At 56.7% G+C, this 14,330-nt stretch carries 11 protein-coding genes and 2 pseudogenes; 7 read left to right on the top strand and 6 right to left on the bottom strand.

What is annotated here, in order from left to right; all coding sequences use genetic code 11:
* Nucleotides 1–2 precede the first annotated feature (2 nt).
* Both OOJ60_RS14425 and OOJ60_RS14420 read right to left on the bottom strand, forming a co-directional pair.
* On the bottom strand, nucleotides 3–794 hold the full coding sequence (locus OOJ60_RS14425; RefSeq protein WP_205612768.1) for a DUF2950 family protein: 792 nt from the start codon (nucleotides 792–794) through the stop codon (nucleotides 3–5).
* 12 nt (nucleotides 795–806) lie between these two features.
* A pseudogene (locus OOJ60_RS14420) lies at nucleotides 807–2,393 on the bottom strand (DUF3300 domain-containing protein).
* Nucleotides 2,394–2,793: 400 nt separating this feature from the next.
* On the opposite strand from OOJ60_RS14420, the gene acnB reads away from it, so the two are divergent.
* The 6 genes from acnB to OOJ60_RS14390 all read left to right on the top strand — a co-directional run bounded on the left by acnB (nucleotide 2,794) and on the right by OOJ60_RS14390 (nucleotide 10,116).
* Nucleotides 2,794–5,391, top strand: coding sequence for a bifunctional aconitate hydratase 2/2-methylisocitrate dehydratase (gene acnB / locus OOJ60_RS14415; protein WP_205612766.1), 2,598 nt, complete (start codon nucleotides 2,794–2,796; stop codon nucleotides 5,389–5,391).
* Nucleotides 5,392–5,597: 206 nt separating this feature from the next.
* Nucleotides 5,598–5,960, top strand: coding sequence for a protein YacL (gene yacL, locus OOJ60_RS14410; RefSeq protein WP_042289991.1), 363 nt, complete (start codon nucleotides 5,598–5,600; stop codon nucleotides 5,958–5,960).
* 181 nt (nucleotides 5,961–6,141) lie between these two features.
* The gene (locus tag OOJ60_RS14405; RefSeq protein WP_205612765.1) at nucleotides 6,142–7,095 is read left to right on the top strand and encodes a 2-keto-3-deoxygluconate permease 1; all 954 of its coding nucleotides are present in this window, start codon (nucleotides 6,142–6,144) and stop codon (nucleotides 7,093–7,095) included.
* On the top strand, nucleotides 7,092–8,363 hold the full coding sequence (gene dtnK / locus OOJ60_RS14400) for a D-threonate kinase (protein WP_205612764.1): 1,272 nt from the start codon (nucleotides 7,092–7,094) through the stop codon (nucleotides 8,361–8,363). Before OOJ60_RS14405 ends, dtnK begins: the two co-directional genes overlap by 4 nt.
* Complete coding sequence (locus OOJ60_RS14395) at nucleotides 8,353–9,336, top strand: D-threonate 4-phosphate dehydrogenase (RefSeq protein ID WP_082636854.1); 984 nt, start codon at nucleotides 8,353–8,355, stop codon at nucleotides 9,334–9,336. Before dtnK ends, OOJ60_RS14395 begins: the two co-directional genes overlap by 11 nt.
* A 9-nt stretch (nucleotides 9,337–9,345) precedes the next feature.
* Nucleotides 9,346–10,116: a DeoR/GlpR family DNA-binding transcription regulator gene (locus OOJ60_RS14390; protein WP_042289980.1), complete on the top strand. Its 771-nt coding sequence runs from the start codon at nucleotides 9,346–9,348 to the stop codon at nucleotides 10,114–10,116.
* On the opposite strand, the pseudogene OOJ60_RS14385 reads toward OOJ60_RS14390, so the two are convergent.
* From OOJ60_RS14385 to OOJ60_RS14370, 4 genes and pseudogenes are all read right to left on the bottom strand, one after another.
* Nucleotides 10,091–10,339 (bottom strand): annotated as a pseudogene (locus tag OOJ60_RS14385) (LysR substrate-binding domain-containing protein); the annotation flags it as partial. The gene OOJ60_RS14390 and the pseudogene OOJ60_RS14385 sit on opposite strands and share 26 nt — an antisense overlap.
* A gap of 92 nt (nucleotides 10,340–10,431) precedes the next feature.
* On the bottom strand, nucleotides 10,432–11,226 hold the full coding sequence (gene speD / locus OOJ60_RS14380) for an adenosylmethionine decarboxylase (RefSeq protein ID WP_199956904.1): 795 nt from the start codon (nucleotides 11,224–11,226) through the stop codon (nucleotides 10,432–10,434).
* 15 nt (nucleotides 11,227–11,241) lie between these two features.
* Entirely contained in the window at nucleotides 11,242–12,108 is an 867-nt protein-coding gene (speE, locus tag OOJ60_RS14375) for a polyamine aminopropyltransferase (protein ID WP_042289975.1), read from the bottom strand.
* Nucleotides 12,109–12,213: 105 nt separating this feature from the next.
* Complete coding sequence (locus OOJ60_RS14370) at nucleotides 12,214–12,561, bottom strand: YacC family pilotin-like protein (RefSeq protein WP_042289971.1); 348 nt, start codon at nucleotides 12,559–12,561, stop codon at nucleotides 12,214–12,216.
* Between the two features lie 166 nt (nucleotides 12,562–12,727).
* On the opposite strand from OOJ60_RS14370, the gene cueO reads away from it, so the two are divergent.
* A complete protein-coding gene (cueO, locus tag OOJ60_RS14365; RefSeq protein WP_205612763.1) occupies nucleotides 12,728–14,287 on the top strand; it encodes a multicopper oxidase CueO in 1,560 nt (519 codons plus the stop codon).
* The last annotated feature ends 43 nt before the right edge of the window (nucleotides 14,288–14,330 follow it).

Raw genomic sequence — 14,330 nt, 5'->3', positions numbered from 1 at the left:
TGCTAGTCAACAGGCTTCCACGGTTCATCTTCACTGTATTGATTTATTGCCGTAACGCGCTTCTCCGTCTCTTTGCCTAAATCAGCCTGATACACCCGATCATCCTGATTCACCATAAAGCTCGTGACCCCTGTCTCTCCCCACGAGACGGGCCAGGCCAGAAGGGCAAAACCTTTGTCGTTGTCGTTGGCAATTACGCGGAACCGATAACCATGGTAACCCTCGGCGTGACGATCGGAACTGAACGCCGGGCCTAACGGGCTGGGCCTTTCGCCTGGCCGCGTTGGCCAGTAAAGCCCATCCTGCTGACCTTCGCTGCTGATCAGTCTGGTCGCGAACATCTGCTTGCGCTGCCAGTAATCATACTGGGCATCCACGTAGGCGCGCATGGCCTGAATAGCCGATAGCTCATTACGGCCAATGGCGCGGGTGAGGATCTCCTCCTGCGCGGCGGCCATATCGAAATGCCATCCCGCTGCGGACCTCACGACAGGAACAGGAAGCTGCCAGCCTTCTTTCCCCACGTTCAGATGCGCAACGTTGTCGTTTTGCACCACCTGATGGCTGATTTTCCAGTCGCGGTTAAAACGCGCGACCGCTTCCGGGTCGGCGCCCTCCGGCGGGAGAAATTGCCGCCAGTTATCCCCTAAAAGCGCGGTGAGCTGCGTGTCGTTTTTACTGGCGATTGCGGAGGCGAAGGCGTTGGCCGCCTCGTCCGGCGAGGCGAAGTTCTGCTGCGCATAGCCCATCAGCGGCAGGGAGAACAGAAGGGCGCTAAACAGGATATTTTTCATTATCGGCTCCGATCAACGACGACGAAATTCATGATGCTCAGATATATGTTCACGCGCGGTGGCGCGCTGCTCATCGCTTAAGTGGCTGATACGACGGCTTTCCTGACCGCGTCGCTACTGCGATTGCCAGTCTGGCGAACGGCTGTCGTTGCCGCTAAACACATTGGCATGATGTTGCCGGAACGTCTGGCGCTGCTCAGGCGTGGCGGAGGCGATTCGCTGACGTGCGTTGTCCCTCTGCTGTTCTGAAATCGGGTGCTGCTGTACCTTCGTTTTACGCGCTTCACGGTGCTGTTGCTGCTGCCCAACTGTCGGTTTATGTACCGTCTGGTGATGGGCGCTGGCGCGATCCGTATCGTAGCCGCGGTAATTATTGCGCTGGGCAATCTGGTTTAACTGCTGCGAGGCGGCGTTACGCTGGACATCACGTGAAGATGTCTGACGCTGTTGCAACTGCGCCATTGCCGCCTGGCGCTGGCTGTCACGGCTGGCTGGAGCGGGCTGCGGCGTTGCGCTTAACCCACCGCTGACGCTGGTCTGATGAAAACGCTGTGCGGTGGCGCTGTTGCGGTAGGGAACGCCGTCACGGTATGCCGGATTATGGCGCCAGGTCAGATTCTGTTCTTTCAGGTTCTGCCCGGTGATACGGTTGAAGTTGTTAACGTTAATGTTGATGTTATCGCCGTTATGCTGATAACCGTCATGATGAGAGTCACCATCATCATGATGGTGATGATCGTCATCATGGTGGTGGTCATCGTCGTCGTCCCAGTCAATATTGCTGAACAGCGCGTAAGTGGTGGCAACGCCGAGGCTGTAACCGAAGCCTCGTACAAAGCTGCTGGCGAACTGCTCTCCCGGAGGCGGCGGCAGGTAGACGGGCGGATAAGCCGTATTTGGCCAGGCGCCGTACACCGTTGTGGGGTTGTAGTTGGGTACGTAGACGACCTGCGGGTCTGCCGGTTCAATTTTAATGACCGTCGGCGTGGTCGACTGCACGTTCGTGGTATGGGACGTTGACGAGGCCTGCGTGGCGACGTTTTTCTTTGGCGTACTGGTGACGGTTTGCTGCGGCGTGGATTTCAGTGAACCCGTCTGCTGCGCCAGTTGACGCAATCGCTGTACCGCATCCATCACATCCTGCGGTTGCGCCAGAAAGGCGTCGCCCAGATTTTGCACCCATTCCGGGTTTTCTCCCATCAACGCCATCAGTTGCGGAAACGCCACCAGTGATTTCACGCTCGGGTCCCAGGGTTGTCCGGAAACGGCCTGAATCGCAGCATCGCCCTGCAACGTGGGATTATCACGCGACCATTGTACCGCCTGCACCACGTTTGCCGGGTAGGTGGCGGCCATTAACACCTGGGACAGCAGCGGATCGGGATACAGCGCCACGGGGGCGACCCATTGATCGATTTGCGCGGTGGTAAATGTGGGTTTCGCCACCGGCGCGGCGGGAGCAGGAGCAGGCGCGGTGACAGGAACCGGCTGAGTGGGGGCTTCTGGCGTCCGGCTTTTTACATACATCACGCCGGATGCGGCGAATAACCCAGCGCTACAGACCAGCGCCAGCACGTGGGGTTTGAAGGGCAACGTCATTTTCTTACTCCCGATTCCTGAAGAAATCGCTATGGTCGAATTGCTGCCACCCGCAGGTGCAGTGTTGCGGGAGTATAAAGAGACGATAGTTTAATTTTTGACTAATCTTGGGATCGTTACAGTAGAGTGATTATTAAAATCGAAAATAATGTATCCATTCGTAACAGTGCTTCCTGCCCTTTAAGGGATACCGAAAAGCGCATTAGACCATCCTTAACGATTCAGCCACTTTTTTATGTTGCTTTTTTGTAAACAGATTAACACCCCACTAAAATCCTGTTATTCTGCCCGTTGCGGTACCGGGCATTTACCCTACTAACTGCTGTCTCACAGGAGCGTGAAGAAAATCGCCCATCGATAAAAGCGCCGCACTATGACAATGAGAGCGAGGAGAACCGTCGTGCTAGAAGAATACCGTAAGCACGTAGCTGAACGTGCCGCCGAGGGGATTGTGCCCAAACCCTTAGATGCAACCCAAATGGCCGCGCTCGTCGAGCTGCTGAAAAACCCGCCTGCGGGTGAAGAAGAATTCCTGTTAGACCTGTTAATCAACCGTGTTCCCCCTGGCGTCGATGAAGCCGCCTACGTTAAAGCGGGTTTTCTCGCTGCCGTCGCCAAAGGCGAAACGACCTCCCCGCTGGTTACGCCAGAAAAAGCCATCGAACTGCTTGGCACCATGCAGGGTGGTTACAACATCCATCCGCTGATCGACGCGCTCGACAACGACACGCTGGCGCCGATTGCCGCCAAAGCGCTGTCCCATACCCTGCTGATGTTCGATAACTTCTACGATGTGGAAGAAAAAGCCAAAGCGGGTAACGCATTTGCAAAACAGGTGATGCAGTCGTGGGCGGATGCCGAATGGTTCCTGAACCGTCCGCCGCTGGCCGAAAAAATGACCGTTACCGTGTTTAAAGTCACCGGTGAAACTAACACCGACGATCTGTCCCCGGCGCCGGACGCCTGGTCCCGCCCGGATATCCCGTTGCATGCGTTAGCGATGCTGAAAAACGCCCGTGAAGGTATCGAACCGGATCAGCCTGGCGTGGTCGGTCCGATCAAACAAATCGAAGCCCTGCAGCAAAAAGGCTTCCCGTTGGCCTACGTCGGCGACGTCGTGGGGACCGGCTCTTCCCGTAAATCCGCCACCAACTCGGTGTTGTGGTTCATGGGCGATGACATTCCGCACGTGCCGAACAAGCGCGGCGGCGGCCTGTGCCTCGGCGGTAAAATTGCTCCTATCTTCTTTAACACCATGGAAGACGCGGGCGCGCTGCCAATTGAAGTGGATGTGAGCAACCTGAACATGGGCGACGTGATTGACGTTTACCCGTACAAAGGGGAAGTGCGTAACCATGAAACCAATGAACTGCTGGCCACGTTTGAGTTAAAAACGGACGTGCTGATCGACGAAGTGCGCGCCGGCGGCCGTATCCCGCTGATCATCGGTCGTGGCCTGACCACCAAAGCGCGCGAAGCGCTGGGCCTGCCGCATTCAGACGTGTTCCGTCAGGCGAAAGATGTAGCGGAAAGCAGCCGCGGCTTCTCGCTGGCGCAGAAAATGGTTGGCCGCGCCTGCGGCGTAACCGGTGTCCGTCCTGGCGCGTACTGCGAGCCGAAGATGACTTCCGTTGGTTCTCAGGACACCACCGGCCCAATGACCCGTGATGAACTGAAAGACCTGGCGTGCCTGGGCTTCTCCTCTGATCTGGTCATGCAGTCCTTCTGCCACACTGCGGCGTATCCGAAGCCGGTCGACGTCACCACGCACCACACGCTGCCGGACTTCATCATGAACCGTGGCGGCGTGTCGCTGCGTCCGGGCGATGGCGTGATCCACTCCTGGCTCAACCGTATGCTGTTGCCGGATACCGTGGGTACCGGCGGTGACTCCCATACCCGTTTCCCGATCGGCATCTCCTTCCCGGCGGGCTCCGGCCTGGTGGCGTTTGCCGCGGCGACCGGCGTGATGCCTCTCGACATGCCTGAGTCCGTGCTGGTGCGCTTTAAGGGCAAAATGCAGCCGGGCATCACCCTGCGCGATCTGGTTCACGCCATCCCGCTGTATGCTATCAAGCAGGGCCTGCTGACCGTCGAGAAGAAAGGTAAGAAAAACATCTTCTCTGGCCGCATCCTCGAAATCGAAGGTCTGCCGGATCTGAAAGTCGAGCAGGCGTTCGAGCTGACCGACGCCTCTGCCGAGCGTTCTGCTGCCGGTTGCACCATCAAGCTGAACAAAGAGCCGATCATTGAGTATCTGAACTCCAACATCGTCCTGCTGAAGTGGATGATTGCGGAAGGCTACGGCGATCGTCGCACTTTGGAACGCCGTATTCAGGGCATGGAAAAATGGCTGGCGGATCCGCAGTTGCTGGAAGCCGATGCTGACGCAGAGTACGCGGCGGTAATCGACATCGATCTGGCGGATATCAAAGAGCCGATCCTGTGTGCGCCAAACGATCCGGACGATGCGCGTCTGCTTTCCGACGTACAGGGCGAGAAGATCGATGAAGTGTTTATCGGTTCCTGTATGACCAACATCGGTCACTTCCGTGCGGCCGGTAAGCTGCTGGATGCGCACAAAGGCCAGTTGCCGACCCGTCTGTGGGTCGCGCCGCCAACCCGCATGGATGCCGCGCAGCTCACGGAAGAGGGCTATTACAGCGTCTTCGGTAAGAGCGGCGCGCGTATCGAAATTCCGGGCTGTTCGCTGTGCATGGGTAACCAGGCGCGCGTGGCTGACGGCGCGACGGTGGTCTCCACCTCTACCCGTAACTTCCCGAACCGTCTGGGGACCGGGGCGAACGTCTTCCTGGCTTCTGCGGAGCTGGCGGCGGTTGCGGCGCTGATCGGTAAACTGCCGACGCCGGAAGAGTATCAAACCTATGTGGCGCAGGTGGATAAAACCGCTGTCGATACTTACCGCTACCTGAACTTCGACCAGTTGTCTCAGTACACCGAGAAAGCTGACGGGGTGATCTTCCAGACGGCAGTGTAGTTTTGATGGTTTTCCCGTGCCGGACAGGCGTTACGCCGCCATCCGGTACGGGTTAATCTGACGGGCTGCGCTTATCAGGCCCACCGGCTGAGACAACCCATCGCAACGGCGGTGGGTTTTTTATTTTCATTCCTCCCGCCTCTCACGCTTTTTTTCTTCCTCTCTGCTGCGATAATTAGCTCAAGGGCTTTGCAGAGGAACACCTTATGGATTACGAATTTCTGCGCGATGTTACCGGTGGGGTAAAAGTGCGTATGTCGATGGGCCACGAAGTGGTCGGGCACTGGTTTAATGAAGAAGTGAAGGATAACCTGGCGTTGCTCGATGAAGTGGAACAGGCCGCACGCGCGGTAAAAGGCAGTGAACGTTCCTGGCAGCGGGCGGGTCATGAATACACGCTCTGGATGGACGGCGAGGAGGTGATGATCCGCGCGAACCAACTGGAGTTTACGGGCGATGAGATGGAAGAAGGCATGAACTACTACGATGAAGAGAGCCTGTCGCTGTGTGGCGTGGAAGATTTTCTACAGGTGGTGCGGGCTTATCGGGATTTTTTAGCGCAATCCTGAGTGAATTCAATCATCCACAAGGCCGGACGCCAGTGTCCGGCTTTTTTTTAGCCGTAATAGTCCTTATTGATTTTTATTAATCATTTTGAATCTGTGATCTGGCGCGTTTGTGCTTTAGATTTGATTAAATATAATCTTTGTGATTTTATTTAATCACAACATAACAACAGGCGGGAAGACCATGAACATCAAAAAGGCAATAGAACGCGTACCCGGCGGCATGATGGTTGTGCCACTGGTGATCGGCGCCATTATCAATACCTTTGCCCCACAGGCGCTGGAGATTGGCGGGTTCACCACCGCGCTGTTCAAAAACGGCGCGGCGCCGCTGATTGGCGCCTTCCTGCTCTGTATGGGGGCGGGGATTAGCGTGAAAGCCGCACCTCAGGCGCTGTTGCAGGGCGGTACGATAACCCTGACCAAACTGCTGGTCGCCATTGCGATTGGCCTGGGCATTGAGCATCTGTTTGGTGCGGAAGGGATCTTCGGCTTAAGCGGCGTGGCGATCATTGCGGCGATGAGTAACTCAAACGGCGGGCTTTACGCGGCGCTGGTGGGGGAGTTTGGCAACGAGCGTGATGTCGGCGCTATTTCCATTCTGTCTCTGAATGACGGGCCGTTCTTTACGATGATCGCGCTGGGCGCGGCGGGTATGGCGAACATACCGATCATGGCGCTGGTCGCGGTGCTGGTTCCGCTGGTGGTGGGGATGATCCTCGGTAACCTTGATCCCAACATGCGCGACTTCCTGACCAAAGGGGGGCCACTGTTGATCCCATTCTTCGCGTTTGCGCTGGGTGCGGGGATCAACCTTGAAATGCTGCTGCAGGGCGGTCTGGCAGGCATTCTGCTTGGCGTACTGACCACCTTCGTCGGCGGTTTCTTTAACATTCGCGCCGACCGTCTGGTGGGGGGAACCGGCATTGCCGGCGCGGCGGCCTCCAGCACCGCCGGGAACGCGGTGGCGACGCCACTGGCGATTGCCCAGGCAGACCCGTCGCTGGCGGAAGTAGCTGCCGCTGCCGCCCCGCTGATTGCCGCATCGGTGATCACAACCGCGATTCTGACGCCTGTCCTGACTTCGTGGGTCGCCAAAAAGCAGGCGCGTCAGGTCGCTGAGGAGAAAAAAGCATGAAGATGATCGTTATCGCCGACGACTTTACGGGCTCTAACGATACCGGCGTGCAGTTGGCGAAGAAAGGGGCGCGCACTGAGGTGATGCTGACGCCGGAGCAAAAGCCCTCGCGTCGTGCCGATGTGCTGGTTATCAACACCGAAAGCCGCGCGATACCCGCAGAGCAGGCGGCGAAAGCGGTAGCGCAGGCGTTAGCGCCCTGGTGCGAAGGTGAGACGCTCCCGCTGGTATACAAGAAAATTGATTCCACCTTTCGCGGCAACGTTGGCGCGGAAGTGACGGCGGCGATGCGAGCCGCCAACCGGACGCTGGCGGTGATCGCGGCGGCGATCCCCGCTGCCGGGCGCACCACCCGTGACGGATTATGCCTGGTCAACGGTACGCCGCTACTGGAAACCGAATTTGCCAGCGATCCGAAAACGCCGATTCTCTCCTCGCGCATTGCGGAGCTGATTGCGCTACAAAGCGATATCCCGGTACATGACGTGTCGCTCGATGACGTGCGACGCGGACAGGTCAGCGCGTTGCTGAGGGCTTTTGCCGCCGAGGGGGAATGTATGGTGGTGGTCGATGCGGTAGAAGATCGCGATCTGTCGCTGATTGCCCAGGCTATTTGTGAACAGGCTACGCTGCCGCTGCTGGTCGGCGCTGCCGGACTGGCGAACGCGCTACCGGTCAGAATGTTCATGCAGGAGAAGCAGGAACTTCCGGTGCTGGTGGTGGCGGGGTCGATGAGCGAAGCCACGCGGCGGCAGGTTGAAAAAGCGCTCTGCCAGGCGCGCGCCAGCGTGGTGGACATTGATGCCTCACGGCTGATTTCGGCGCAGGCCGAACAGGAAATCGCCGCGGTGGTGGAGCAGGCCTGCGCGCTGCTCGGCCGCCAGCAGCACACGATTCTCCGCACCAGCCGGAGCGCGGACGATCGGCAGATGATCGACGCGCTGTGTACTGAAGCAGGCGTGAGCCGCCAGCAGCTTGGTGAGATGCTCAGCCAACGCCTCGGGACCATTACGCTGCGCATTATCGAACAGGCGCGTATTGGCGGGCTGTTCCTGACCGGAGGAGATATCGCCACTGCGGTTGCCAGCGCGCTTGGCGCGGAAGGCTATCGCATCCAGAGCGAGGTCGCGCCCTGCATTCCCTGCGGGACGTTTGTGAACAGCGAAATCGACGACCTTCCGGTGATCACGAAAGCAGGCGGATTCGGTTCAGACAGCACCCTTTGTGATGCGCTTTATTTTATTGAGGAGATGTACAGTGGTAACTAAAACAATTGCGATTACGATGGGCGATCCGGCGGGTATCGGTCCGGAAATCATTGTCAAAGCGCTTTGTGAAGATGAACTTAACGGCGCGCCGCTGGTGGTGGTGGGATGCCTGCAAACCCTCAAACGTTTGCAGGCCAAAGGGCTGGCGGAAGGGGTGACTTTTCGCGCGATTGACGGTGTCACGCAGGCGCGATTTACGCCGGGCGTGATTCACGTCATCGACGAGCCGCTGGCGCAGCCGGAGGCGCTGGAGCCAGGTAAAGTGCAGGCCGAGGCGGGCGATCTGGCCTACCGTTGCGTAAAACGTGCGACAGAGCTGGCACTGAAAGGCGATGTACACGCCATCGCCACCGCGCCGCTGAATAAAGAAGCGCTGCATCTGGCGGGGCATCATTACCCGGGACATACCGAACTGTTGGCGACGCTGACCGAAAGCCGTGACTATGCGATGGTGCTTTACACCGACAAGCTGAAAGTGATTCACGTTTCGACCCATATTGCGTTACGCAAGTTTCTCGACACCCTCAACGGACAACGCGTGGAGACGGTCATCGGCATCGCGGATCGCTTCCTGAAGCGTGTTGGTTTCGCCCAACCGCGCATCGCCGTTGCCGGGGTCAATCCCCATGCAGGTGAAAACGGTCTGTTTGGCGATGAAGAAATTCGCATCGTGTCGCCAGCCATTGAAAACATGAAGGCGAAGGGAACAGACGTTTACGGCCCATGTCCGCCGGACACCGTGTTTTTACAGGCGTACGAAGGCCAATATGACATGGTGGTGGCGATGTACCACGATCAGGGGCATATTCCGCTCAAACTGCTCGGTTTCTATGATGGCGTGAACATCACCGCCGGTCTGCCGTTTATTCGTACCTCTGCCGATCACGGGACGGCGTTTGATATCGCCTGGACGGGAAAAGCAAAATCTGAGAGCATGGCCGTATCGATTAAACTGGCAATGCAACTGGCGTAATTTCCTGTTATGAAAGGACAACACCGTCTGGATAAGATTGTGGCGTATTTGAAAAATCATACGCTGGTGACCGTGGAACAGCTGGTAGATGCGGTAGAAGCATCGCCCGCGACGATCCGACGCGATCTGATCAAGCTGGATGAACAGGGCGTGATCAGCCGCAGCCACGGCGGTGTTGCTCTGCGGCGTTTTGAACCGGCGCAACCCACAACCAATGAAAAGCAATTACGATCGCCTGCTGAAAAGCGGGCGATCGCGCGTTTTGCCGCCTCAATGGTACAGGCGGGCGACGCAGTGGTGTTGGACGCCGGCACCACCATGCTGGAGTTGGCAAAATGCCTGACTCATCTGCCGCTCAGGGTGATCACCGTCGATCTGCATATCGCCCTGTTTTTGTCCGAGTTTCGCCAGATTGAAGTCACCATTGTGGGTGGCCGCATTGATGACAGCAGTCAGTCCTGCATCGGCGAGTTTGGTCGCAAAATGTTGCGTAGCGTCTATCCCGATATCGCCTTCATGAGCTGTAACACCTGGAGTATGGAAAAGGGCGTCACGACGCCGACGGAAGACAAAGCAGGGCTGAAGCAGGAGATTATCGCTAACGCCCAACGCAAGGTTCTGCTGGCCGACAGCAGCAAATATGGCGCGCATTCGCTGTTCAACGTAGCGCCGCTGAGCCGTTTTACCGATGTGGTGACCGATGTGAATCTGCCCTTCCCTGTCCAGGCTGAACTGAAAGCCCACTCCGTGGCTCTTACGCTGGTACAGCCTGAATTTTAAAGGGAGCGATCACCGCTCTCAGGGCGGGCGACACGTTGCGACGCGGATAATACAAAAACGCCCCTTCCAGGCCCAAACGGTGGTTCTGTAGCGTCCGGATAAGCCTGCCGTGGGCTAAATCTTCTCGAACTTACTCCTCGGGGACATAGGCCAGACCGGGGCCTAATCTTGCCGCCTGCGCTTCCATATCACTGTCAGATAGCGCCCATCGTCCCTGGCGGGGCCGACCACGGCCATGTCCATATTGGGTGAAACACTTCGGGCGAAACGCAGAACCGATTTGCCGGATGACGCCATCCGGCACGTTGGTAAACGTTACACCGCCGGGATATTGCGCCCGTAGTAAATCTCACGCATCTCTTTCCAGAGCGCTGCGGTAATGTCTTTGCGCTCGGCTTCGGTCAGATCTTCCGGTCGGGTATGGAACATATAGTGCTTAAGATCGAACTCTTTAAGCAGCATTTTGGTATGGAAAATATTTTCCTGGTACACATTGACGTCCACCATGTCATACAGCGACTTCATGTCTTCAGACATAAAGTTCTGAATGGAGTTGATCTCATGGTCGATGAAGTGCTTCATGCCGTTAATGTCGCGGGTAAAGCCGCGAACGCGGTAGTCGATGGTCACGATATCGGACTCAAGCTGGTGGATCAGGTAATTTAGCGCTTTAAGCGGGGAAATCACGCCGCAGGTTGACACTTCGATATCCGCGCGGAAGGTGCACAAACCGCCTTCCGGATGGCTTTCCGGGTAGGTATGCACGCAGATGTGACTTTTATCGAGATGGGCGACCACTGCTTCCGGTAGGGGACCTGGATGCTCGGTGTTATCGATAAGCCGCGGATCGACGGGTTCTTCGCTCACCAGAATGGTGACGCTGGCGCCCTGCGGTTCGTAGTCCTGACGGGCGATGTTCAGAATATTGGCGCCAATGATGGAGCAGGTTTCTGACAGGATTTCGGTCAGACGATTGGCGTTATACAGTTCATCGATATAGGCGATGTAGCCGTCGCGCTCTTCGGCGGTTTTGGCGTAGCAGATATCATAAATACAAAAACTCAGACTTTTGGTCAGGTTGTTAAAGCCATGCAGTTTCAGTTTTTTCAATTTCTTATCTTCTCCTTAGGACGACGAGGCGGTCAGTGCGTCTAGCAGATACTGGGGTAAGGCAAAGGCTGCTGTATGGATAGCCGGGTTGTAATAGCGGCACTTCAGACCTGAGCTGTGGAAACGCGCCTGGATGATTTCGGTCGACAGGCTACGTAGCGCGTCGTTATCGGACGCCCAGGCGAAGGTCATGATGCCGCCATAATAGGTGGGAATGGCTGCCTGATAAAACCCGACGTCGGCGAAGTAATGGCTGAGCTTGCGGTGGCTGTCGACAGCTTCGTCCTGTTGCAGGAAACATACGCCGTTCTGGGCGACAAAGATCCCGCCGGGGGTCAGGCAGCGTTTGCAGCCTTCGTAGAACGCCGAGGTGAACAGGCTCTCGCCGGGGCCGATCGGATCGGTGCAATCGGAGATGATCACATCAAAGGTTTGCTGCGTCTGGTTGACGAAATTAACGCCGTCGTCGATCACCAGGGTAAAACGCGGATCGTCATAGCTGCCAGCGTTGTGCGCAGGCAGATACTGTCGGCAGAAAGAGACCACGCCCGCATCGATCTCCACCATGGTGATGGTTTCAACGTTTTTGTGGCGGGTGACTTCACGCAGCATCGCACCGTCGCCGCCGCCAATAATCAGCACGTGCTTCGCGTGGCCGTGGGCCAGTAGCGGAACGTGTGTCATCATTTCATGATAAATGAACTCATCGCGCTCGGTAGTTTGCACCACCCCATCCAGCGCCATGACGCGGCCAAAGGCGGCGTTTTCGAAGATGATCAGATCCTGATGTTCGGTCTTCTCGTGATAAAGCACGTTATCGACGGCAAAGTACTGTCCAAACTGGTCGTGTAGCGTTTCATGCCACTGCTGTTTGTCGGCCAAAGGTTGATACCTCCATTGTTAACACCCGTTAAAAAGGGCGCAACATAATAGCTAACTATGACCGCGGATGCACGGTCATGATGTCAACAACAGGGTAGCATGATTTTATTTGACGTAGGCGAGCAGGCTCAGCGAGTCGCGCGCCAGCGCTTTGCATTTTTTAGCGACGGGAATACCGATACCGCTCAGATCGCGATAGCTGTCTTCGCCGAGCGATTTCATATCGAAGGAGTCGTAATTACTGAGGTCCCACTGGTTTTGCTGAGCAAAAAAGACCAGCGCGCGCCGAATTTGCCCGTTGGGTAAATTTTGGTAGCCGCAGTCATTTTTCAGAAAAACAAAAACGGCTGTTAAATCGGCCATATCTTCGGCTTCAGATTCACTGAGCGCATAACTGTTCGCGCAAACAGCCATCAGACTGCTGAACAGCACGGTTCTGAAAAACGTCTTCATTGCTTCTACCACGGCATCACGGAAACTAAACGTTAGCACACTGTTGGCAAGGCGACGACTTTTATTATTGTTCAGCGTGATGTCATAAACTTGACCTTCCCGTAAGGGGAGGGTCTATGCTCAAGGATTGGGCTGTTTTCGCCTGCTGCAAAATAAGGAAGTGATTATGCAACGTCGTGATTTCTTAAAATATTCTGTGGCGCTTGGGGTGGCGTCGGCTTTGCCGCTGTGGAGCCGCGCTGTTTTTGCCGCTGAGCGCCCTGCGCTTCCCATTCCGAATCTTCTGACTCCCGATGCCCGTCATCGTCTCTCGTTGACGATTCAGGCAGGGCAGTCAACGTTTGCCGGGAAGACGGCGACGACCTGGGGTTATAACGGCAACGTGCTTGGTCCGGCCCTGAAATTACAGCGCGGTAAAACGGTGACGGTGGATATTCATAACCAACTGGCGGAAGAGACCACGGTGCACTGGCATGGGCTGGAAGTGCCCGGCGACGTGGATGGCGGCCCGCAGGGCATTATTCCCGCCGGGGGAAAACGCACCGTGACCTTTACGCCCGAACAGCGCGCGGCGACCTGCTGGTTTCATCCCCATCAGCATGGCAAAACCGGGCGTCAGGTGGCGATGGGGCTGGCCGGTCTGGTGATGATTGAAGACGACGAGATCCACACACTGCTGTTGCCGAAACAGTGGGGCATTGACGATGTGCCGGTCATTGTTCAGGACAAGCGCTTTACCGACGCCGGGCAGATAGACTATCAACTGGACGTCATGACTGCCGCCGTCGGATGGTTTGGCGATACGCTGCTGACCAATGGGGCGCTTTACCCACAACATGCTGCGCCGCGCGGCTGGCTGCGTCTGCGTCTGCTCAACGGTTGTAACGCCCGTTCGCTTAATTTTGCGACCAGCGATAAGCGTCCATTCTATGTCATTGCCAGCGATGGCGGCCTGTTGCCTGAACCGGTAAAAGTGGCTGAACTGCCGATGTTGATGGGCGAACGCTTTGAGGTGCTGGTGGACGTGAGCGACGGTAAGCCGTTCGACCTTGTGACCCTGCCCGTCAGCCAGATGGGGATGGCGGTCGCGCCGTTTGATAAGCCGCACCCGGTGATGCGCATTCAGCCAGTGGCGGTAAACGCCTCCGGGACGCTGCCGGACACGCTCGCGACATTGCCAGCCCTGCCGTCGCTTGACGGGTTGACCGTACGTAAATTGCAGCTATCTATGGACCCGATGCTTGACATGATGGGCATGCAATTGCTGATGAAAAAGTATGGTCCGCAGGCGATGTCGGGTATGAATCATGGCCAGATGCAGGGGCATAAGGGCCATATGCAGCACGGCGGTATGGAGAAGATGAACCACGGCGGGCATGTTGACTTCCACAATGCCAATATGATCAACGGCGTCGCCTTTGACATGAACAAACCGATGTTTGCCGCCAGCAAAGGACAACATGAGCGTTGGGTGATTTCTGGCGTTGGCGACATGATGCTGCATCCGTTCCATATTCACGGTACGCAGTTCCGTATTCTGTCAGAAAATGGACAGCCGCCAGTGGCGCATCGCCGCGGATGGAAGGACACGGTTCGGGTTGAAGGCGGGGTGAGTGAAGTGTTAGTGAAGTTCGATCACGACGCGCCAAAAGAACATGCTTATATGGCGCATTGTCATCTGCTGGAACATGAAGATACGGGGATGATGTTAGGATTTACCGTATAAAAATGCCGGGGGCGGCTGTGATTGCGCCCCCGGCGGTATGCCC

The organism is Citrobacter sp. R4 (assembly GCF_026719175.1).
Classification (GTDB): Bacteria; Pseudomonadota; Gammaproteobacteria; order Enterobacterales; family Enterobacteriaceae; genus Citrobacter_A; species Citrobacter_A sedlakii.
Note: the sequence above shows the minus strand (reverse complement) of the source record. Positions and strands in the feature narration are given on the sequence as shown.